A 19,396-nucleotide genomic window follows, 5' to 3' on the forward strand; every position below is an offset into this window, starting at 1 on the left:
CGTAGAAGCGCTGCACCAGGAGGAACGGGATCGTGCCCAGGACGATGGCCAGATTGGTCGAGGCGAACAGGCCGCCCCAATCGCTCTGCTCGAAATTGATGTTGCGGGCGATGGCCACCTGGATGACCGCATAGTCGGGATCGCTGGCGGCGACGACCGGCCAGAAGAACGAGTCCCATTGCGACAGAAACAGCATCAGCGCCGACGTGGCGATCGTCGGCCATGAAAGCGGCATGGCGATGCGCACGAAGATGTAGAGCCAGGAGGCGCTGTCGACCCGCGCCGCCTCGTAGAAGTCACGCGGTATCGACGCGAAGAACTGGCGGAAGAGGAAGATCACCAGCCCGTTGGCGATCTCCGGCACGATCAGCGCCTGATAGGTGTTCACCCAGCCAAAGGCGCGGATCATGACATAGAGCGGCAGGACGATCGCCTCGAACGGCATCATGAAGCTGGCGATCACCAGCAGGAACAGGACGTTCTTGCCGCGAAAATCGAAGGCCGCGAAGGCAAAACCGGCCAGTGCGTTGACGAAGACCCCGAACAGGACCGTCATCGAGGCGACGAAAACGGAGTTCCTGACCGCCAGGGGAAAATCGCTCGCCATGAGCGCCCGGTAGTTCTCCAGGGTGAGGCGCGACGGTATGAAGGTGCTCCAGCCGAACTGCGACACCGGCTGGAAGATTTCGCTTTGCGGGCGCAACGAGGCCAGCGCGAGCCATGCCAGCGGGCACACCACGATGAAGGCCAGGATCGACAGCAGCCCGTAGCGCAGCATCAAATGGTGCGGCCGTGCGAACGGGTCTTCCATCAGCGGCGATCCTCGGGCGACCGCAGGAGGCGGAATTCGATGATGACGATGACCAGGATGATCGCCAGCAGGATCGTCGAGATCGCCAGCGAGCGCCCGATGTCCGAAAAGGTGAAGGCGGAGCGATAGGCCTCGAACATCAACACAGACGTGGCGCCGCCGGGCCCGCCGGATGTCAGGATGTAGACCGGCGCAAAGAACAGGAAGTTGATCGCCGTGTCTGCGACGAGCACGAAGGCCATCGGCTTGCGCATCAAGGGCAGCGTCATATAGCGGAACTGCTGCCAGCGCGAGGCGCCGTCGATGGTGGCCGCCTCATAGACGGTGGGCGGGATCGCATAAAGGCCGGCCAGCAGGAACAGCATCCAGTATCCGGCGCCCTTCCACGTGGCGATCCCGATCAGGGTGTAGAGCGCCTGTTCCTGACCGCGGTGAAACGGCTGAGCGCCGATGCCGATCCACTCCAGAAAGCCGTTCAGCGGACCGAGATTGCCGTCGAGGAACAGGCCGAAGAGAACGGCGCTGAGGCCCGTCGAAACCGCCATCGGCAGCACAAGCAGCGTCCTGTAGAACCACAGGCCCGGCAGAGGGCGAAAAACCAGGACGGCCAACCCGAAGGCGACCGCCAGCTGAAGCGGATTGATGATCAGGTTGAACCACAGCGTGATCCTGAGAGAGTCCCAGAACTGGGGGTCGGTGAAAAGGAAATGGTAGTTCTCGCCACCCACGAACCGCAGTTCGCCGAGCAACGATACCTCCGCCATGCTGCCGCCCATCGCCACCCCGATGGGCGCGAGCCGGAAGACGAACAGTCCGGCCAGCGCCGGCGCCAGGAAGAGATAGGGCGTCCACCGGGAGGAGATCATGACCAATCCCAAGCTCAAGGCGCGGCGGAGCGGCCGGTCGCTCCACCGCGCAAGGGCGCTTACGTCAAACGGCGACGATCAGCGATATTTGCGCATCTCCCGTTCGATGTTCCGCGCCGCCCGCGTGAGCGCGTCCCGCACGTCGGCGCCGGTCTGGATGTCCTGCATGGCGGTGCGCAGGAACTCCTCATACTCGCGATAGGCAGGCGTCTGCGGACGGGGCGTTGCGGTGTTGGCCAGTTCGTGGCGAACGATCTCCCAGGCCGGATCGACGAATGTGGTCTGCGCGCGTTCGTCCCAGATCTGCCGGAGCGAGGGCGGATATTGGCGCAGGTCGAACCAAAGATCCATCGCATCGCGCGTGGCGAGCCAGCGCACGAAGCTCTGTGCTTCCTCAAGATGCGCGGTGCGCGGATTGACGCCGATATGCCAGCTTCCCGTCGGCGTGACGGGCCGTCCGCCGGCGAAATAGGGATGCGGCGCCACCCCGTAGTCGAGATCCTCGAACCGCTCGAAGCCGACAAGGTTCCAGGTGCCGCCGATGATCATCGCCAGGCTTCCCGAGCCGAACATCTGCTGGGTGATGCCGCTCTGGAAGGTGCCGACCGGGCCGACCGCGTGGCGCCGGTGGAGGTCCTGATACCAGGTGAAGGCGTCGACCATGGCGTCGCTGTCGACATAGCCGACCGCCGTCAGCCCGTCGGGCCCGATCACGTCGACGCCCTTGCTGACGGGAATAGGAAGCAACTGATAGGGATTGGTGTTCTCGAACGCGAAGCCGAACTGAGAGATGTCCGGCCGCGTCAGTTCCTGGGCGATTGGCAGCAATTCGTCCCAGGTCATGCGCGCTTGCGGATCCGAAGAGGGAGCCGCCAGACCGGCTTCGGCGAACAGCTTCTTGTTGTAGAACAGCAATTGCGAGGACGTGCCGAGCGGCATTGAGTAAAGCTGGTCGTCATAGGTGCCCTGCAACAGCGTCGTCGGCACGAAACGGCCGCGATCCGCGCCGAGCGTGTCGTCGAGCGCCAACAGATGCCCACGGGCCGCATAGGAGGCCGTGAGCGGGCCGTCGACGAGATAGACGTCCGGCAATGCGTTGCGCGCCTGCAAGCGCACCTCCAATGTCCGGAACAGTTCGGCGATCGGCAGCCGCTCCGCCGATACGCCGATGCCGGTCTCGGCCTCGAAGGCGACCATCAGCGGCACCACCTGTTCCTCAGGCCATCCCATCCAGGGCGCCGACAGGGTCACCGGCTGCGCCGCGGCGCGGCTGATGGAGGCGGCGATGGCCATGCTCGCGGCACCGGCCATGAATTGACGTCTTGCTATAGGCATTGGGCTCCTCCTACCTGATTCCGAGATTTCGATTGTGCACACGTGTGAATAATGCATATTAAGCGCACGTTCTAGTCAAGAGGGAAGTTTTGGTTGACAACGGGCCGGATCACGCCAGCCGGGGGATGTGCTTGGACAAGAGCAGCAAGAAGGTCCGATCCTTCGAGGTGGCCGCGCTGGCCAACATCTCCCGTTCGACCGTTTCGCGCGTTCTGTCCGGCGACCCGCGGATCTCCAACGAGACGCGGGCGCGGGTTCTGGCCGCGGCCGCCGAGCTTGGCTACCAGCCCAATCTGATCGCGCGCGGCCTGAAGAACCAGAGCACGGGGATCGTCGGCGTTGTCGTGACCGACCTCGACAACCCCTATCACGCCCACGCCCTGCAGCTTCTGATCGACAAGCTCGGCTCGCTGAAACTGGCGCCGCTCGTCTTCGTCGGGGACACCGCCGCCGGCGCCGAGAGCGCCATAGAGCGGCTGATGAGCTATCAGGTCGATGCCGTCATCGCCCTGGCGGCCCCGTTCAGCAGGGAGATCGTGGCGGCCTGCCGGGCGGGAAAGAAGCCGCTTGTCCTGATGAACAAGCATGACGGCGATGACGATGTCAGCGTCGTCCATGGCGACGGCATGCTGGCCGGCGCCATCGTCGCCGACCATCTCGTCGAGCGGGGGGCCGCCTCGTTCGGCTTCTTCGCCGGCGAGGACCGGACCACGATCAGCATCGACCGCGAGGCGGGCTTCGTGGAACGTCTTCGCCAAAGGGGCTTTGCGCTCGGGGTCCGGGCACAGAGCCGCTATGGCCATGCTCCGGCGATGGCCGCCTCGGCACCGCTTTTGTCCAGCGGCGTGGATGCGGTCTTCTGCGCCAACGACACGCTCGCCTTCGCGCTGCTCGACGCCGCCCGTTCGCGGCTGGGCCGCCGGCCGCCCATGGTCGTGGGATATGACAACTCCGCGCTCGCCGGCTGGCCCTCATACGACCTGACGAGCGTGGATCAGAACCTGGAGCAGATGACGTTCGCCACCGTGAAGACGGCGCTCGCGCTGGCCAAGGGGCTGCACGGCAAGACCGACCGGCACGTCATCGCGCCGTTCCTGGTCGAACGCGGATCGACCCGGGCCGAGTAGAGACAGGACATGACCAAGATACTGATCGACTGCGACCCCGGCCATGACGATGCGACGGCGATCCTGTACGCCGCGTCCCATCTCGACCTGGTCGGCATCAGCACGGTCTACGGCAACCAATCCGTCGACAAGACGACGACCAATGCGCTGTCGCTGGTCGCGCTTCTCGGTCTGGACGTGCCGGTCGCGCGCGGTTGCGCGCGGCCCCTCACAAGATCGTTCGAACACGGTGGCGACGTCCATGGCAAGACCGGGATCGACGGCGCGGAACTGCCGATGCCGGACACCGATGTGGTGGATGCGCACGCGGTCGACTTCATCATCGAGACCGCGCGGCGCCACCGCGGCGAACTGGTGCTTTGCCCGGTCGGCCCCATGACCAATGTCGCCATGGCCCTGCGCAAGGAGCCGCGCCTTGCCGCCTGGCTGCGCGCCATCAGCTGCATGGGCGGGACGACCCAGGTCGGAAACACCACGCCCGTGGCCGAGTTCAACATCTGGTGCGACCCGGAAGCGGCGGACATCGTCTTTGCGAGCGGCGTGCCGCTCTGGCTGGTCGGCCTCAATGTGACGCGGCAGGTCGGGCTGACCGCCCGCGACATCGAGCGGCTGAACGCGGGCGGCCGCATCGCCCGCACCTATGGCGCCCTGCTCGGCTTCTTCAGGGACAGGCTGAACGAGATCCACGGCTTGTCGAGCGCATCGCTGCACGATCCGTGCGCGCTGGTCCCCTTCATCGTTCCGGACCTGATCACCTATGCGCGCTGCCCGGTCGAGATCGAGGCGGGCGACGGGCTGACGCGCGGCATGACGGTCTGCGATTTCCGCAATCTGACCACCGCCAGGCTGGCGAACATTCGACCGGCGAAGCGCGCAAACTGCGAGGTCGCCGTCGCGGTCGATGCGCGCCCCCTCGTGGACCACATCATGGATGCCATCCTCGCATGGCCGGAACGCGGCGCGTTGGAGAGCCCCCATGCGCGCAGCACGCCATGACCGCGGGCCATCCCTTCAAGCGCAGGCGCCCGAACGCGATGACAGCCGCCTTGCGGCCGATCGTGGCGAGCTGGCCTCGGTCACGGTATCGGAACAGCGCAGGCAAGGCTTGCGCGCCCGCCGAAACCTGCCCCCACGATGACGATATGCGCGCGCGCCGGCATGGTGATGGTGTCCGGAGCGAGGCGCAAACGCGCCTGCTTGCCGGATGTCGGAATGTCACTGCTCATGCACCGCTACCATCTCCCGGAAGGCCGGTCCCGCGCCAGAAAGCGATTGCCTCATCGACCATCGCGCCGTGGTACGCCGCCGCGTCCGGGCCCGACGGGTCGCCGTCGAAGCGCCCCAGTTCCTTGGCGATGTCGAAAAAGCCGGGCGCCGGCATCCCGCCCCGGGCGCGGCTGATGACGAGCGCCGCGATGAAGGGGTGTCCGTTGGCCGCGTCCTGTCGCATCAGCCGTTCGAGCGCTTCGGTAAGCTGATGGATCGTGTTCGGAGGGACAAGGTCCAGCGCGTCGGCCAGCGCCTTGTATGTGATCGGCTCACCGCGCGCCGCGATCCTCTGAAGGTGTGTCCGCGCCCGTCCGGCCAGCGATTGTGTCGTCGGCAAAGCGTTTTCGGAGACGGCCGTCATGATGCGCCCCTGGCGAGGTCGAAGAGGCTGAGCGCATCATTCGCAGGCTTGCCTGCGGCGATCGGCAACGGGTCTTCGAGCAGGCTGCCGTCGGCTTCGATCACGACGCGCCAGGCCCGCGCGCGATATCGGAACGTCAGGCGCGTGCGGCCCGCATCTTCGTCCTGGCCGGTTTCGGCAAGGCTCACGACCAGGCCCTTGGCCATGTTCTGCTTCAGCGCTTCGACCGTCAGGCCGAGCCTGGGCGCCAGCACTTCGGCATCGATGGTGATCTGTGCATTGTTCACCTCTACGGCCGCACGCGGAATCGTCGTCATCGCCGCGCCGTTCCGATACCCGGCTGCCCGAACCTGCCGGATGAGAAATTGATGCAGAGCTGCTCCAATTCGTCCGCCGCGAGGGGCTCGCTCAAAAAGCCGCATTCATAGGCGTCCGCGCCGTCCTGGCAGCAACCGTCCCCTCTGAAATAAACGCAGGTTTTACAGGTCCCGAACAGCGGTTTGCCCGCCTGCAAGGCAACGCTCCCAAGCAAGCGCTGGAGCACGGCGGAAAAACTGCCGCGGACGCCCGGGGGCAGAGCGTCCGCGGCTCGCACCAGGGCCTCGATGGGATCGTCCTTCAAAAGCGCCCTGGCTTTCGGCGTCGGATCCAGCCTGACGCTTCGGCCGTCGGTGTCGGAACGGGCCTGTTGCAGATAGCCGTCCGCGACCAGACCCTTGATGGTTTGGGAGGCGGTGCCCCGCGTCGTGCCGTGGAACGCGGCGAACGCCGAAGGGGTGCGCGAGAAACGGTTGGCCCTGGCGAAATATCTCAATCCGGTCCACTGTGTCGGGGTCAACCCGCCCACGAGGCCGTCGCCCGACGCGATGCGCCCAAGGTGCAGGATCAATTCGGCGATCACGCGGCTGGCCATGCCGAGGTCCTTCCCCGAGAGCTTGGAGGGTCACTGTATATGATAGCGATGCCAAACTTCTTTGGCGAAATTATGATTTCGATACGATACTAAAAATGATTTCGCTTCGAGACTGTCCGGCTGATCGGTCACGCAGGCGCTTCGAGGCGAATGCATTGACACGTCAAAGCGGGCCACCTAAACCTTGGAGCGTTGGACAGGGGCGTCCGCGCTTGCCGCGTTCTGAGAAGCACCCTTCGAACCTGAACCAGATCATGCTGGCGTAGGGAGTCCGCGATGTTCGTCTTCCGGGCGCCAACGTCCTGATTGTCATCGCGTCTCCCCGGCCTGAAAGGGGAGAGATGGAGAACCCTGGACTCAATCCTCACCGGATGCACGAAACATCTGTCAAGACCGAGCCGGGGCGCGGACGCCCGCTGGCCGATGGCTGACGTTACGGTCATCGGCGCGGGCGTGGCCGGCCTTTGGGCCGCCTGGGCCCTGCTTGAGCAGGGCCTGACGCCGCACTTGGTCGACCGGGCCGGCGCGCCCGAGCGGCACGGCTGTTCATGGTGGGCCGGCGGCATGCTGGCGCCGGACTGCGAGGGCGCGCTGGCAGAGCCGGTCGTCGTCGCCCATGGCCGCGACGCCGCTGCGGCCTGGGCCGCGGTCACCGAGGTGACCGAACGCGGCACGCTGGTGCTCGCGCCCGAACGCGACCGGGCCGATCTCGACGCGTTCGCCGGCCGCACCCTGGGGCACGAACCGGTCGACGGTGCCGGCATCGCCCGGCTGGAGCCCGAACTGGAAGGCCGCCACCGGCACGGACTTTTCTTCAAGCACGAAGCCCATATCGAACCGCGACGGGCGCTGGCCGATTTGGTGGGGCACCTTGCCGGCAAGGGCGTCGCGATCGAACGGGCACACATATGCCCGGAAGACATTGCCGGCCCCGTGATCGACTGCCGGGGCCTGGCCGCGCGGGACGCGCTCGGCGATCTGCGCGGGGTGCGAGGCGAGATGATAGTTCTGCGCTCCCGCGAGATCGTGCTGCACCGCCCCATACGCCTTCTGCATCCGCGCCATCCGCTCTATGTCGTCCCGCGCGAGGACGGGCTTTTCATGCTCGGCGCGACGCAGATCGAAAGCGCCGATCGGTCCGGCGTGACCGCCCGTGCGGCGCTGGAGCTGTTGTCTTCGGCCTATGCGCTCGATCCGCGCTTTGCGGAGGCGGAAATCGTCGAGACGGGCGCCGACCTGCGGCCGGCCTTTGCCGACAATGTGCCGCGCATCGTCCGGCGCGGCCGCGTGCTGCATGTGAACGGGCTGTTCCGCCACGGCTATCTCATGGCGCCGGCCTTGGCGCGACAGGCGGCGGCCTGTCTCGCCAAGGGACACAAAGGGGATCTCGTCCATGAAAATTGACGTGAACGGCGTGCCGCAGGATGTCGAGGCCGCCACGGTCGAGGACGCGCTGCAAATGCTGGGCTGGGGCGAGCAGCGGGTTGCCACGGCGCTCAACGGGACCTTCGTTCCCGCCGCCGCGCGCGACGAGACGGCGCTGTCGCCCGGCGACCGGTTGGAAGTGCTGACCGCGATGCAGGGAGGCTAGGCATGCGCGATTTCTATGGCGTACGCCTGACCACCCCCATGATGCTCGGCACGGCGCGCTATCCGTCGCCGGCCGTGATGGAAGCGGCCTTCCGCGAAAGTGGTGCCTCGGTCGCCACGGTCTCGCTCCGGCGCGAGCGTGAGAGTGGACAAGCCTTCTGGGATATCGTCCGCGCGCTCGGCATTCATGTTCTGCCCAACACGGCAGGCTGCCACACCGCCCGCGAGGCCATCACCACCGCCTGCATGGCGCGCGAATATTTCGAGACCGACTGGATCAAGCTCGAAGTGATCGGTCACGCCGATACGCTGCAACCCGATCCTTTCGGCCTGGTGGAGGCCGCCGAGGCGCTGTGCGCCGACGGCTTCAAGGTCTTCCCCTACACGACCGAGGATCAGGTGCTTGCCAAGCGGCTTGTGGATGCCGGCTGCCGGGTGCTCATGCCCTGGGGCGCGCCGATCGGGTCCGGCCAGGGGCTGAACAATCCGCACGGCCTGCGGACCCTGCGGGCCGCGTTCCCCGACATCGCGCTGGTGGTGGACGCCGGACTGGGCCTGCCCAGCCATGCCGCCCAAGCCATGCAGATGGGCTATGACGCGGTTCTGCTGAACACCGCCGTGGCCGAAGCGCGCAATCCGGTGGCCATGGCGCGGGCCTTCGCGCTGGCCGCCGAGGCGGGCGCGATGGCCTCGGCCGCCGGTCCGATGCCCGTGCGCGACATGGGCCAGCCCTCCACCCCGGTCATCGGCAGGGCCTGGCTATGAGCTTGCCGCGCTTCTACCCGGTTTTCGACAGCGCGGCCTGGGTCGCCCGGTCCGTCCGGCTGGGGACGAAGCTGGTGCAGCTGCGCATCAAGGACCGGCCGGAGGAGGACCTGCGCCGGGAGATATCCGAGGCGCTGGACATCTGCCGCCGGCACGGCGCCGCGCTGGTGGTGAACGATTATTGGGAACTGGCCATCGCGCTTGGCGCCGAGTGGCTTCACCTCGGGCAGGAGGATCTGGACAGTGCCGATATCGCCGCCATTCGCCGCGCCAACCTCCGCCTTGGCATTTCGACCCATGACGATGCCGAACTCGACCGCGCGCTGGCGTTTGCGCCCGATTACGTCGCGCTGGGGCCGATCTATCCGACCATCCTGAAGAAGATGCCCTGGGCGCCGCAGGGCCTTGACCGGCTGGCCGCGTGGAAGCGCCGCGTGGGCACGACGCCGCTATGCGCCATCGGCGGCATGAGCGTCGAGCGCGCGCCCGCGGCGTTCGAGGCCGGCGCCGATCTGATCGCCGCGGTGACCGACATCACGCTCCATTGCGACCCCGATGCGCGGATGGGCGACTGGCTGAGGGTGTGCGCATGACCCGCTATGCCCGCCAGACCGCGCTGCCCGAGGTCGGCCCCGCCGGGCAGGATCGGCTGCGCGCGGCCCGTGTCCTGGTCGTCGGCGCGGGTGGGCTCGGCGTGCCGGTCCTGCACTATCTCGCCGGCGCCGGGGTCGGCGTCATCACGGTTGTGGATGGCGACCGGGTCGAGGAGGCGAACCTCCACCGCCAGCCGCTCTACCGCATGGGCGATCTGGGCCGTTCCAAGGCCGAAGCGGCCGCACAGGCCCTTCGCGCCCTCAATCCCGATGTCGTCGTGCGGCCGCAAGCGCGCTGGCTCGATCCGGCATGCGCGCCCGGTCTGGTGGCGGACGCCGATGTGGTCCTCGATTGCGCGGACACGTTCGCCGCAAGCCTCACCCTGTCGGACGCCTGCCGCGATGCGGGCCGACCGCTGATTTCCGGCTCGGCGCTGGGGCTTGCCGGCTATGCCGGCGGCTTTTGCGGCGGTGCGCCTTCGCTGCGCGCGGTCTTTCCCGACCTGCCGCAGACCGCCGCAAGCTGCGCGAGCGCGGGCGTGCTGGGGCCGGTCGTGGCGATGATCGGCGCCGTGCAGGCACACATGGCGCTCGCCGTGCTGCTCGGCTTCACGCCCAGCCCGCTCGCAACGATGCTGATCTTCGATGCCAAGACCCTGCACACGTCCCGTTTCCGGTTCGATGCCGCGACCGAGCCGCGGCGCGCCCATGAGTTCGTGGCGATCTCGCAGATCCGCGGGGACGATCTCGTCGTCGACCTGCGCACCGAAGCACCAGCACCGTTCCATCCCGATGCGGTTCAACTCTCGCCGGAGCGGCTTGCCGAATTGACGCCGTCCCCGGACACCGCGCGCATCGTGCTGGCCTGCCGGACCGGCCTGCGCGCCTTCAATGCGGGCCAAACGCTTGGCGAGCGCTGGCCGGGCCCGATCGGCCTTCTGGCCGTTCCACCGCTTTGAAACGCCGACCCCAAGGAGACTCAAAATGGCTCAAATCTTGGCGGGCAGCCCCATGCTGACGCCGCTTGGACGGGGAAACGCATGATCCCCAACATCCTGTCCATCGCAGGCTCCGACCCCTCGGGCGGCGCCGGCATTCAAGCCGACATCAAGGCGATCTCGGCCAATGGCGGCTACGCCATGGCGGCGATCGCGGCGCTGACCGTGCAGAACACCCAAGGGGTGCGCGGGTTCGAGACCGTGTCGCCGGCCATGGTCGGCGACCAGATCGCGGCGATCCGCGACGATATCCGCATCGATGCGGTCAAGATCGGCATGCTGGGGACGGTGGAGATCGTGGCGGCGGTGGCCGAGGCGCTCGGCGGGCTCGCCGCCCCCATCGTGCTCGATCCGGTGATGGTCGCCAAGGGCGGCGACCGACTGCTCGCGCCCGAGGCGGTGGCCGCGCTGCGCGAACGGCTTTTGCCGATGGCCGCGGTGATCACGCCGAACCTGCCCGAAGCCGCCGACCTGCTCGGTCGCGCGCCCGCGCAAGACATGGACGCGATGGCGGATGAAGCCATCCGCCTGCGCGCGCTCGGGCCGGCGGCCGTGCTCATCAAGGGCGGGCATCTCGGCGGGAACGACAGCCCCGACCTGCTGGTCCACGCCGATGGCGCCGAGCGCCTCGACGGGGCGCGGCATGCAACCCGCAACACGCACGGCACCGGCTGCACGCTTTCGGCCGCGCTCGGCTGCCATCTGGGCCATGGAAGGCCGCTGGCCGAGGCCGCCGCCCGCGCCAAGGCCTATACCGCCGCCGCGATCGCGGCCTCCGGCCGGCTCGATGTCGGTCACGGCCACGGTCCCACCCATCATTGCCACCCATTCGACGAGGCGGTGCGATGACCTTCACGCAAGACGTGCTCGTAGAAAATGCCGACCTCTGCGCGGCGATCCGCGCCATGGCGTTCAACCGCGCGCTCGCGGACGGCACGCTGCCCCGCGAGATCTTCCGCCATTACATCATCCAGGACGCCCATTACCTTGAAGGCTTCGCCCGGGCGCTTGCGCTCGCGGCGACCCGCGCGCCCGACGCGGACGGCGTGCGCCAGCTCGCGCAATCGGCCGCCGGCGCGATCGCCGTGGAGCGCCAGCTCCATGAGCACTATCTCGGCCTCTATGGCGTCAGCACGGCGGTCTTCGCCTCAACGCCGCCCACGCCGGTCTGCGAGCATTATGTGAGCTTCCTCGTCGCCACGGCGGCGACCCGTGGGGTGGCCGAGGCGATGGCCGCGCTGCTCCCCTGCTTCTGGGTCTATCGCGACGTGGGCCGCGCGATCCATGCCGCAGCGAGCACCGACAATCCCTATCGCGCCTGGATCGACACCTATGCGGGCGAGGCGTTCGACGCGGCGGTCGAGGCCGCCTGCGCCCTGGCCGACAGGCTCGCCGAGAGCGCCGGCGCGGCCGAACGCAAGAGGATGCACGCCGCCTTCGCCAGGAGCACGCTGCTCGAATGGATGTTCTGGGACAGCGCCTGGAACCTGCGCGCCTGGCCCGATCCGTCTGGGCCGCACGACTGATCGGCGTCAACGCGGCGCCGCGATGAGCGCGGGGCCATAGGGCAGCCCCCGACCCGCATATGCGATATCCGCCACGATACCAAGGGTCGGCGCGGGTCGGGCCCCTTGCGGTCCCGCCCAGAGGCCGGGGATCGAGGCTTGCCTTGACCCGCGGATGGCCGGCTTTCTAATGTAAAGGTGGTTTTTTACGCGCGAGAATGTCCGCGCCGCGTCCGAGGCGGCGGCACCATCGGACGGGGGCGCCGGGCGCCCCTCAATGGCAAGGTTAGGGCATGGGTCAGGGCAAGATCAGGAACATGGAAGAGTTCGCCAGCGTCAGCGGCATCTCGCGACCGACCGTGTCGAAATATTTCAACGATCCGCAAAGCGTGCGCGCCTCCACGCGCGACCGAATCGAGAAGGCGCTTGCCGAACATGATTACCGGCCGAACATCTACGCGATCAACCAGAACCGGAAGCTGACCAAGAACATCGGCATCGTGGTGCCGTACCTTGCCGATCCGTTCTTTGCCGAGATCGCGCGCAGCATCGAGCGGCGCTGCATCGCGGCCGGCTTTCGGCCCACCCTGTTCAGCGCCCATGGGCGCCAGGCGCTCGAAAACGAGATCCTGGACAATCTGCGCGCCCTCAAGCCGGCCGGTGTCCTGCTCGCGCCGCTGGGCCGCGCTTCGGATCGCGCCGCCATCGAGGGTTTCTGCCGGGCGGTGCCGACGGTGCTGTTCGACAGCAATGTCGAGGGCATCGGCGCGCCATTCGTCGGATCGGACAATTTCCAGTCCATACCTCTGATCGTCGACTATCTGTGCCGGACGGGCGAGCCGCCCTGCTTGCTGGAAATGCCCCCGGTCAACCCCAACGCCAACAAACGGCGCAACGCCTATGTGCAGGCCATGGAGAGCCTCGGACACGTCCCCGACGTGATCCGCGTGGAAGGCGATCAATGGGACTTCGAGGCGATCGGCTATGCGGGCGGAACGCGGGTGATCGAGACGAACCGGCTTTCGGGCAACACGGTCCTTTGCAGCAACGACCGCCTGGCGATCGGGTTTCTGGCCGCCGCCTATGAAAAGGGGCTGCGCGTCGGCATCGGCGCCGATTGCGACCTGCGGGTCGCAGGCCATGACGACCATCCCTTCTCACGCTTCACCTGCCCGTCGCTGACGACGGTTGCCCAGGACTATGACGCCATCTCGGGCCGCAGCGTCGAAACGCTGTTCGGCCTGATCGACAGCGACACGCCCTCGAACCTGCGCACCGACACGCTGTTCGACGGCAGGCTGGTGATGCGGTCATCGGCGTGAATCCCATTTAAATTTTACGCGCGTCAATTTTTTATTGACTTAGTGCCTACCTTTTTGTTTTCTGGCGGACACATTCCAGCACCGAGGGAGGAACCGGATGTCTCTGAGAACGTCACTTTGCGTGGCGAGCGCCATTACGCTTGTCGCCACCGCCGGCGCATCGGCGCAGACCACCGTCACCATCGCCACCGTCAACAATGGCGACATGATCCGAATGCAGGGTCTGACGGACGATTTCACGGCGAAGCACCCCGACATCGCGCTCGAATGGGTCACGCTTGAGGAGAACGTGCTGCGCCAGCGCGTCACGCAGGACATCGCCACCCGCGGCGGCCAGTTCGACGTCATGACGATCGGCACCTACGAGGTTCCGATCTGGGGCGCCCAGGACTGGCTGGTTTCGCTCAACGACCTGCCCGCGGCGTGGGACGCCGACGATATTCTTCCCGCCATCCGCGGCGGCCTGACCGTCGACGGCCAGCTCTATGCCGCGCCGTTCTACGGCGAATCGTCCATGGTCATGTACCGCACCGACCTGATCGAGGCCGCCGGGCTGGAGATGCCGGACGCGCCCACCTGGGATTTCATCCAGCAAGCCGCCGAGGCCATGACCGACAAGGACAATGAAATCTACGGCATCTGCCTGCGCGGCAAGGCCGGCTGGGGCGAGAACATGGCGTTCCTGACCGCCATGTCCAACTCGTTCGGCGCCAAATGGTTCGACGAGAACTGGCGGCCGCAGTTCGACGGCGAGCCATGGGCCGCGACGCTGAACGTCTACATGGACCTGATGACCAATTTCGGTCCGCCCGGCGCCTCGACCAACGGCTTCAACGAGAACCTGTCGCTGTTCCAGCAGGGCAAGTGCGGCATGTGGATCGACGCCACAGTGGCCGCTTCCTTCGTCACCAACCCGAACGATTCGACGGTCGCCGACCGTGTCGGCTTCGCGCTGGCGCCCGACAACGGCCTTGGCAAGCGCGGCAACTGGCTGTGGGCCTGGTCGCTGGCCATCCCCGCAGGGTCGGACGCGACCGACGCCGCCAAGAAGTTCATCCAGTGGGCGACGTCGAAGGAGTACACGGCACTGGTTGCCGAAAACGAAGGCTGGGCCAACGTGCCTCCGGGCACGCGGATCTCCCTTTATGAGAACCCCGCCTATCTGGAAGCGGCCCCGTTCGCCGAGATGACGCTGAACTCGATCAACTCCGCCGACCCGACGCGGCCGACGGTCGATCCGGTGCCCTATACCGGCGTGCAGTTCGTCGCCATTCCCGAGTTCGCGGGCATCGCGACCCAGGTGGGCCAGGAGTTCTCGGCGGCGCTCGCCGGCCGGCAGTCGGTCCAGGAGGCGCTTGCGCGGGCGCAGGCCCTGACGGTCGACGAGATGGAAGCGGCGGGCTACTGATCCATCCTCCCCAGGGGGCGGCTCCGGCCGCCCCCGCTCCGGCCCGTATCCATGCATTCGGAATTGATCTTGCGAAATTGATCTTGCGACGTTGATTTCGCCGAGCGGTCGCGGCTCCATCGTCCGCGAGGAGGCTCCCCATGGCGACACAGCACTCCCGCTCCGCAGCCCGCCTGATGATGGCGCCCGCCATCATCCTTCTGCTGGGCTGGATGCTCGTCCCGCTGACCATGACGCTCTATTTCTCGTTCAGGCGCTATCTGCCGCTGCGCGGCGGCGATCTGGGCTGGGTGGGCTTTGAGAACTATGCGCGCTTCGTCACGTCGAGCGCCTTCTGGCCGAGCGTGCAGGCGACGCTGATCATCGTCGGCGGCGTGCTGCTGATCACGGTCGTCCTCGGCGTTCTGCTCGCCATGCTGCTCGACCAGCCCATGTGGGGGCAGGGCATCGTCCGCGTCCTGGTCATCGCGCCCTTCTTCGTCATGCCCACCGTCTCGGCGCTGGTCTGGAAGAACATGTTCATGGACCCGGTCAATGGGCTTTTCGCCCATCTTTGGGAGTTCGGCGGCCTGACCCCGGTCGAGTGGCTGAGCCAGGCGCCGCTCTTTTCGATCGTCCTGATCGTCTCCTGGCAGTGGCTGCCGTTCGCCACGCTGATCCTTCTGACGGCGATCCAGTCGCTCGATTCGGAACAACTCGAAGCGGCGGAAATGGATGGGGCGCCGGCACTCGCCCGCTTCGGTTACATCATCCTGCCGCATCTTTCGCGCGCGATCACCGTCGTCGTGCTGATCCAGACGATCTTCCTTTTGTCGATCTTCGCCGAGATCTTCGTGACCACCCAGGGCTCGTTCGGCACCCGCACGCTGACCTATCTGATCTACCAGCGCGTCTTGGAAAGCCAGAATGTCGGCCTGGGCTCGGCCGGAGGCATCTACGCGGTCATCCTCGCCAACATCGTCGCGCTCTTCCTGATGCGCATCGTCGGCCAGAATCTGGACAAGTGAGGCAATAGAACCATGGCCCGCGCCGTCACCGCCCGCCGCAAGACGATCAACACGCTTCTCGCCTGGGCGATCGGCCTTTTGGTCTTCTTCCCGATCCTGTGGACGATCCTGACCAGCTTCAAGACCGAGGCCCAGGCGATCGCCGATCCGCCCGTCTTCCTGTTCTTCGATTGGACGCTGGAGAACTATGCCGTCGTCCAGGAACGCTCGGACTATGGCCGGTTTCTGTGGAACTCGATCGTCATCGCCGGCGGCTCGACGCTGCTGGGCATCGTCATCGCCGTGCCCGCCGCCTGGTCGATGGCTTTCGTGCCGTCCAAACGCACCAAGGACATTCTGCTGTGGATGCTCTCGACCAAGATGCTGCCGGCCGTGGGCGTGCTCTACCCGATCTATCTGATCTTCATCGGGCTCGGCCTGCTCGACACGCGCATCGGCCTGATGATCGTGCTGATGCTGATCAACCTGCCGATCATCGTCTGGATGCTCTACACCTACTTCAAGGAAATCCCCGGCGAGATCCTCGAAGCGGCGCGCATGGACGGGGCCTCGCTGCGCGAGGAGATCCTCTACGTTCTCACGCCGATGGCGCTGCCCGGCATCGCCTCGACCGTGCTGCTCAACATCATCCTGGCATGGAACGAAGCGTTCTGGACGCTCAACCTGACGGCGGCCAACGCGGCGCCGCTCACCGCCTTCATCGCCAGCTACTCAAGCCCCGAGGGCCTCTTCTACGCCAAGCTCTCCGCCGCCTCGACCATGGCCATCGCACCGATCCTGATCCTTGGCTGGTTCAGCCAGAAGCAGCTCGTGCGCGGCCTGACGTTCGGCGCGGTCAAATAAGGATCGCCGCTATGGGACAGATTACGCTCGAACAGGTCACCAAGCGCTTCGGCGACATCGAGGTCATCCCGCCGCTCGACCTGACCATCGAAGACGGCGAGTTCACCGTGTTCGTCGGCCCGTCGGGCTGCGGCAAGTCCACGCTGCTGCGCCTGATCGCCGGTCTTGAGGATGTCACCTCGGGCACCATCTCCATAGACGGCGAGGAGGCCACCGAGGTTCCGCCCGCAAAGCGGGGCCTTGCCATGGTGTTCCAGTCCTATGCGCTCTACCCGCACATGACGGTGCGCAAGAACATCGCCTTCCCGATGAAGATGGCCCGGATCGACCAGGCCGAGCAGGACCGCCGGATCGAGCAGGCGGCCGCCGCGCTCAACCTGACCGACTATCTCGACCGGCGGCCCGGCCAGCTCTCGGGCGGCCAGCGCCAGCGCGTGGCGATCGGCCGGGCCATCGTGCGCGAGCCCGAAGCCTTCCTGTTCGACGAGCCGCTGTCCAACCTCGATGCGGCGCTGCGCGTCGGCATGCGGCTGGAGATCAGCGAACTGCACGAGCGCCTCAGGACCACCATGATCTACGTCACCCACGACCAGGTCGAGGCGATGACCATGGCCGACAAGATCGTCGTCCTGCGCGCCGGCCACATCGAACAGGTGGGCTCGCCGCTCGAACTCTACCGCACGCCGCGCAACCTGTTCGTCGCCGGCTTCATCGGCTCGCCGAAGATGAATTTCATCGGGGGCGCCGAAGCGGCCAGGCACGATGCGGCAACCATCGGCGTCCGGCCCGAACATATCGACGTATCGGCCGGCAAGGGCACCTGGAAGGGGACCGTCGGCGTCGCCGAGCATCTGGGATCGGACACCTTCTTCCACATCCACGATACGGGCCTTGCGGACATGATCACCGTGCGGGCGCCCGGCGAGGTCGGCTTCAGGCATGGCGACACAATCGGCCTGGCGCCGCGCGCCGACAGGATCCACAGGTTCGACGCGCAGGGACTGCGGATCGCATGATGCGGCCCGACGGCAAATGCGCGCCCGGACATACGATGCGGGCGGCGGCCCATGGATGAATTGATCCCCCTTTCCGATGCAACGCTCCCCATGCTGTCCGGCGAGGTGCAGGTCCCCCGCTATGACCGCTCCGCGCTGACGCCGGGGATCGTCCATATCGGGGTCGGCAATTTCCATCGCGCTCACCAGGCCTGGTATCTGCACCGGCTGATGCAGGCGGGGCTGGCCGGGGACTGGGCGGTCGTCGGTTCGGGCGTGCGGCCCTACGATGCGGCGATGCGCGGAAAGCTTCTGGCGCAGGATTGCCTGACGACGCTCGTCGAACTCGATTCGGGCGGCATTTCGGCCGAGGTGGTCGGGCCGATGACCGGTTATGTGCCGATCGAGGCCGAAAACCGGTCCCTGATCGAGCGGATGGCGGACCCCGCGATCCGGATCGTGTCCCTGTCGGTCACCGAGGGCGGCTACTATATCGACCCCGCGAGCGGTGACCTGGATGCGCGACATCCCGATATCGTGCACGATGCGGCCAACCCCGGCAGGCCGCGGACCGCCTTCGGGGCCATGGTGGCGGCGCTGCGCCGGCGCCGCGACGGCGGTCTGGGGCCATTCACCGGCCTGAGCTGCGACAATCTGCAAGGCAATGGCGCGATCCTGCGCCAGGCGGTGACGTCGCTGGCGCGGCTCGGCGAGCCCGACCTGGCCGACTGGATCGGCGACAAGTGCAGCTTTCCCAACTCGGTCGTCGACTGCATCGTGCCCGCCACCGGGCCCGAGGAACTTGCCCTGGTCCGGCGCTTGGGCATCGGCGATCGAGCGCCCGTGGCCCATGAGAGCTATCGCCAATGGGTGATCGAGGACGATTTCTGCGCCGGGCGCCCGGACTGGGACCGCGCCGGCGCGGTTTTCTCAAGCCGCGTGCACGACTATGAGGCGATGAAGCTGCGCATACTGAACGCCGGCCATCAGATCATCGCCAATGCGGGCGAACTGCTCTCGCTCCCGACGATCGCCGACTGCATGGCCCATCCCCTGATAGATGCGTTCTTCCGCAAGGTTCAGACCGAGGAGATCATACCCCACGTCAAGCCGGTGGCCGGCATGGGGCCGTCGGACTATCTCGGCCTTGTCGGCCGGCGCTTCTCCAACCGGTCGATCGTCGACACGACGCGGCGCGTCGCCTTCGACGGCTCTTCGCGCCACAGCGGCTTCGTCCTGCCGATCGTGCGCGACGCGCTGTCGGCGGGCGCGCCGGTCGAAGGGCTCGCGCTCGTCGAGGCGCTATGGGCGCGCATGTGCGCGGGCATCCGCGAGGACGGATCGACCATCGAGCCGAACGATCCTTTCTGGGCGCAGCTCGGCCAGGCCGCCCGGGCGGCGCGCGAGCGCCCGACCGCCTGGATTGAGCAACGTCAGTTCTACGGGGATCTTGCCGAAGCACGGCGCTTCGCCGACAGCTTCGCGCAATGGCTGTCGAGGATCTGGGCGGACGGATGCGCAACGGCGCTGAGCGCCTATACCGGTTCTTCCGAACGGCGCCAGCGATACACTGGCTAGAGCGGTTTGTCTTTAGATGGGAGCGGTTTGATGGACAGGATTTTTCGCCGCGGCAAGGAAAACACCGCGGCGCGATCCGACGATCGCGCGAGGCTTTTGACGACGCCACC

21 protein-coding genes and 1 riboswitch are annotated in these 19,396 nt (G+C 66.7%); of the genes, 15 read left to right on the plus strand and 6 right to left on the minus strand.

Annotation, left to right across the window (positions count from 1 at the left end; genetic code table 11):
- The 3 genes from AC5E6L_RS06090 to AC5E6L_RS06100 form a co-directional block, all read right to left on the minus strand.
- Positions 1 to 811, minus strand: an 811-nt coding sequence (locus tag AC5E6L_RS06090; protein ID WP_491771973.1) for a carbohydrate ABC transporter permease, incomplete at its 3' end; no start/stop codon positions are given.
- On the minus strand, positions 811 to 1,677 hold the full coding sequence (locus AC5E6L_RS06095) for a carbohydrate ABC transporter permease (protein WP_491229715.1): 867 nt from the start codon (positions 1,675 to 1,677) through the stop codon (positions 811 to 813). The genes AC5E6L_RS06090 and AC5E6L_RS06095, both read right to left, overlap by 1 nt.
- A 78-nt stretch (positions 1,678 to 1,755) precedes the next feature.
- Positions 1,756 to 2,988 (minus strand): sugar ABC transporter substrate-binding protein, encoded by a 1,233-nt coding sequence (locus AC5E6L_RS06100; RefSeq protein WP_491771975.1) that lies wholly within the window; start codon positions 2,986 to 2,988, stop codon positions 1,756 to 1,758.
- A 155-nt stretch (positions 2,989 to 3,143) separates the two neighbouring features.
- On the opposite strand from AC5E6L_RS06100, the gene AC5E6L_RS06105 reads away from it, so the two are divergent.
- A complete protein-coding gene (locus AC5E6L_RS06105; protein ID WP_491229717.1) occupies positions 3,144 to 4,139 on the plus strand; it encodes a LacI family DNA-binding transcriptional regulator in 996 nt (331 codons plus the stop codon).
- Between the two features lie 9 nt (positions 4,140 to 4,148).
- Entirely contained in the window at positions 4,149 to 5,135 is a 987-nt protein-coding gene (locus AC5E6L_RS06110; protein ID WP_491229718.1) for a nucleoside hydrolase, read from the plus strand.
- Between the two features lie 226 nt (positions 5,136 to 5,361).
- Here the strand turns inward: AC5E6L_RS06110 and AC5E6L_RS06115 are convergent, their stop codons facing one another.
- Genes AC5E6L_RS06115 through AC5E6L_RS06125 form a run of 3 tightly spaced genes read right to left on the minus strand, consistent with a single transcriptional unit; the run spans position 5,362 to position 6,682 of the window.
- On the minus strand, positions 5,362 to 5,769 hold the full coding sequence (locus AC5E6L_RS06115; RefSeq protein WP_491771977.1) for a hypothetical protein: 408 nt from the start codon (positions 5,767 to 5,769) through the stop codon (positions 5,362 to 5,364).
- On the minus strand, positions 5,766 to 6,086 hold the full coding sequence (locus tag AC5E6L_RS06120) for a DUF6522 family protein (protein WP_491229720.1): 321 nt from the start codon (positions 6,084 to 6,086) through the stop codon (positions 5,766 to 5,768). The genes AC5E6L_RS06115 and AC5E6L_RS06120 overlap by 4 nt, the downstream gene beginning before the upstream one ends.
- Positions 6,083 to 6,682: a MarR family winged helix-turn-helix transcriptional regulator gene (locus AC5E6L_RS06125; RefSeq protein WP_491229721.1), complete on the minus strand. Its 600-nt coding sequence runs from the start codon at positions 6,680 to 6,682 to the stop codon at positions 6,083 to 6,085. Before AC5E6L_RS06125 ends, AC5E6L_RS06120 begins: the two co-directional genes overlap by 4 nt.
- A gap of 188 nt (positions 6,683 to 6,870) precedes the next feature.
- A riboswitch (TPP riboswitch) is annotated at positions 6,871 to 6,968 on the plus strand.
- A gap of 137 nt (positions 6,969 to 7,105) precedes the next feature.
- On the opposite strand from AC5E6L_RS06125, the gene AC5E6L_RS06130 reads away from it, so the two are divergent.
- The 13 genes from AC5E6L_RS06130 to AC5E6L_RS06190 all read left to right on the plus strand — a co-directional run bounded on the left by AC5E6L_RS06130 (position 7,106) and on the right by AC5E6L_RS06190 (position 19,286).
- Complete coding sequence (locus AC5E6L_RS06130; protein ID WP_491771980.1) at positions 7,106 to 8,086, plus strand: FAD-dependent oxidoreductase; 981 nt, start codon at positions 7,106 to 7,108, stop codon at positions 8,084 to 8,086.
- Entirely contained in the window at positions 8,076 to 8,273 is a 198-nt protein-coding gene (thiS, locus tag AC5E6L_RS06135) for a sulfur carrier protein ThiS (RefSeq protein ID WP_491230010.1), read from the plus strand. The genes AC5E6L_RS06130 and thiS overlap by 11 nt, the downstream gene beginning before the upstream one ends.
- A gap of 2 nt (positions 8,274 to 8,275) precedes the next feature.
- Positions 8,276 to 9,037 (plus strand): thiazole synthase, encoded by a 762-nt coding sequence (locus AC5E6L_RS06140; RefSeq protein ID WP_491771982.1) that lies wholly within the window; start codon positions 8,276 to 8,278, stop codon positions 9,035 to 9,037.
- The gene (locus AC5E6L_RS06145; RefSeq protein ID WP_491771984.1) at positions 9,034 to 9,630 is read left to right on the plus strand and encodes a thiamine phosphate synthase; all 597 of its coding nucleotides are present in this window, start codon (positions 9,034 to 9,036) and stop codon (positions 9,628 to 9,630) included. The genes AC5E6L_RS06140 and AC5E6L_RS06145 overlap by 4 nt, the downstream gene beginning before the upstream one ends.
- On the plus strand, positions 9,627 to 10,589 hold the full coding sequence (locus tag AC5E6L_RS06150) for a ThiF family adenylyltransferase (RefSeq protein ID WP_491230007.1): 963 nt from the start codon (positions 9,627 to 9,629) through the stop codon (positions 10,587 to 10,589). The genes AC5E6L_RS06145 and AC5E6L_RS06150 overlap by 4 nt, the downstream gene beginning before the upstream one ends.
- An 81-nt stretch (positions 10,590 to 10,670) precedes the next feature.
- Positions 10,671 to 11,477 carry a bifunctional hydroxymethylpyrimidine kinase/phosphomethylpyrimidine kinase gene (thiD, locus tag AC5E6L_RS06155; RefSeq protein ID WP_491771986.1) on the plus strand — a complete coding sequence of 269 codons (807 nt, stop codon included), beginning with the start codon at positions 10,671 to 10,673 and terminating at the stop codon, positions 11,475 to 11,477.
- On the plus strand, positions 11,474 to 12,154 hold the full coding sequence (gene tenA / locus AC5E6L_RS06160; RefSeq protein WP_491771988.1) for a thiaminase II: 681 nt from the start codon (positions 11,474 to 11,476) through the stop codon (positions 12,152 to 12,154). Before thiD ends, tenA begins: the two co-directional genes overlap by 4 nt.
- 272 nt (positions 12,155 to 12,426) lie before the next feature.
- Positions 12,427 to 13,455 carry a LacI family DNA-binding transcriptional regulator gene (locus tag AC5E6L_RS06165; protein ID WP_491230005.1) on the plus strand — a complete coding sequence of 343 codons (1,029 nt, stop codon included), beginning with the start codon at positions 12,427 to 12,429 and terminating at the stop codon, positions 13,453 to 13,455.
- 97 nt (positions 13,456 to 13,552) lie between these two features.
- Complete coding sequence (locus AC5E6L_RS06170; protein ID WP_491771990.1) at positions 13,553 to 14,863, plus strand: ABC transporter substrate-binding protein; 1,311 nt, start codon at positions 13,553 to 13,555, stop codon at positions 14,861 to 14,863.
- Between the two features lie 140 nt (positions 14,864 to 15,003).
- The gene (locus tag AC5E6L_RS06175; protein ID WP_491771992.1) at positions 15,004 to 15,870 is read left to right on the plus strand and encodes a carbohydrate ABC transporter permease; all 867 of its coding nucleotides are present in this window, start codon (positions 15,004 to 15,006) and stop codon (positions 15,868 to 15,870) included.
- Between the two features lie 12 nt (positions 15,871 to 15,882).
- Positions 15,883 to 16,713 (plus strand): carbohydrate ABC transporter permease, encoded by an 831-nt coding sequence (locus AC5E6L_RS06180; RefSeq protein WP_491230572.1) that lies wholly within the window; start codon positions 15,883 to 15,885, stop codon positions 16,711 to 16,713.
- Between the two features lie 11 nt (positions 16,714 to 16,724).
- A complete protein-coding gene (locus AC5E6L_RS06185) occupies positions 16,725 to 17,729 on the plus strand; it encodes an ABC transporter ATP-binding protein (RefSeq protein ID WP_491771994.1) in 1,005 nt (334 codons plus the stop codon).
- Positions 17,730 to 17,780: 51 nt separating this feature from the next.
- Entirely contained in the window at positions 17,781 to 19,286 is a 1,506-nt protein-coding gene (locus AC5E6L_RS06190; RefSeq protein WP_491230570.1) for a mannitol dehydrogenase family protein, read from the plus strand.
- The last annotated feature ends 110 nt before the right edge of the window (positions 19,287 to 19,396 follow it).

The sequence above is a fragment of the Roseitalea sp. genome (assembly GCF_984466335.1).

What these genes read in the sequence shown, in the direction of transcription:
- AC5E6L_RS06095 (WP_491229715.1), bottom strand. Translation starts at nt 1,677, where the DNA reads ATGATCTCCTCCCGGTGGACGCCCTATCTCTTCCTGGCGCCGGCGCTG.
- AC5E6L_RS06100 (WP_491771975.1), bottom strand. Translation starts at nt 2,988, where the DNA reads ATGGCCGGTGCCGCGAGCATGGCCATCGCCGCCTCCATCAGCCGCGCC.
- AC5E6L_RS06110 (WP_491229718.1), top strand. Translation starts at nt 4,149, where the DNA reads ATGACCAAGATACTGATCGACTGCGACCCCGGCCATGACGATGCGACG.
- AC5E6L_RS06115 (WP_491771977.1), bottom strand. Translation starts at nt 5,769, where the DNA reads ATGACGGCCGTCTCCGAAAACGCTTTGCCGACGACACAATCGCTGGCC.
- AC5E6L_RS06120 (WP_491229720.1), bottom strand. Translation starts at nt 6,086, where the DNA reads ATGACGACGATTCCGCGTGCGGCCGTAGAGGTGAACAATGCACAGATC.
- AC5E6L_RS06125 (WP_491229721.1), bottom strand. Translation starts at nt 6,682, where the DNA reads ATGGCCAGCCGCGTGATCGCCGAATTGATCCTGCACCTTGGGCGCATC.
- AC5E6L_RS06130 (WP_491771980.1), top strand. Translation starts at nt 7,106, where the DNA reads ATGGCTGACGTTACGGTCATCGGCGCGGGCGTGGCCGGCCTTTGGGCC.
- thiS (WP_491230010.1), top strand. Translation starts at nt 8,076, where the DNA reads ATGAAAATTGACGTGAACGGCGTGCCGCAGGATGTCGAGGCCGCCACG.
- AC5E6L_RS06140 (WP_491771982.1), top strand. Translation starts at nt 8,276, where the DNA reads ATGCGCGATTTCTATGGCGTACGCCTGACCACCCCCATGATGCTCGGC.
- AC5E6L_RS06145 (WP_491771984.1), top strand. Translation starts at nt 9,034, where the DNA reads ATGAGCTTGCCGCGCTTCTACCCGGTTTTCGACAGCGCGGCCTGGGTC.
- AC5E6L_RS06150 (WP_491230007.1), top strand. Translation starts at nt 9,627, where the DNA reads ATGACCCGCTATGCCCGCCAGACCGCGCTGCCCGAGGTCGGCCCCGCC.
- thiD (WP_491771986.1), top strand. Translation starts at nt 10,671, where the DNA reads ATGATCCCCAACATCCTGTCCATCGCAGGCTCCGACCCCTCGGGCGGC.
- tenA (WP_491771988.1), top strand. Translation starts at nt 11,474, where the DNA reads ATGACCTTCACGCAAGACGTGCTCGTAGAAAATGCCGACCTCTGCGCG.
- AC5E6L_RS06165 (WP_491230005.1), top strand. Translation starts at nt 12,427, where the DNA reads ATGGGTCAGGGCAAGATCAGGAACATGGAAGAGTTCGCCAGCGTCAGC.
- AC5E6L_RS06170 (WP_491771990.1), top strand. Translation starts at nt 13,553, where the DNA reads ATGTCTCTGAGAACGTCACTTTGCGTGGCGAGCGCCATTACGCTTGTC.
- AC5E6L_RS06175 (WP_491771992.1), top strand. Translation starts at nt 15,004, where the DNA reads ATGGCGACACAGCACTCCCGCTCCGCAGCCCGCCTGATGATGGCGCCC.
- AC5E6L_RS06180 (WP_491230572.1), top strand. Translation starts at nt 15,883, where the DNA reads ATGGCCCGCGCCGTCACCGCCCGCCGCAAGACGATCAACACGCTTCTC.
- AC5E6L_RS06185 (WP_491771994.1), top strand. Translation starts at nt 16,725, where the DNA reads ATGGGACAGATTACGCTCGAACAGGTCACCAAGCGCTTCGGCGACATC.
- AC5E6L_RS06190 (WP_491230570.1), top strand. Translation starts at nt 17,781, where the DNA reads ATGGATGAATTGATCCCCCTTTCCGATGCAACGCTCCCCATGCTGTCC.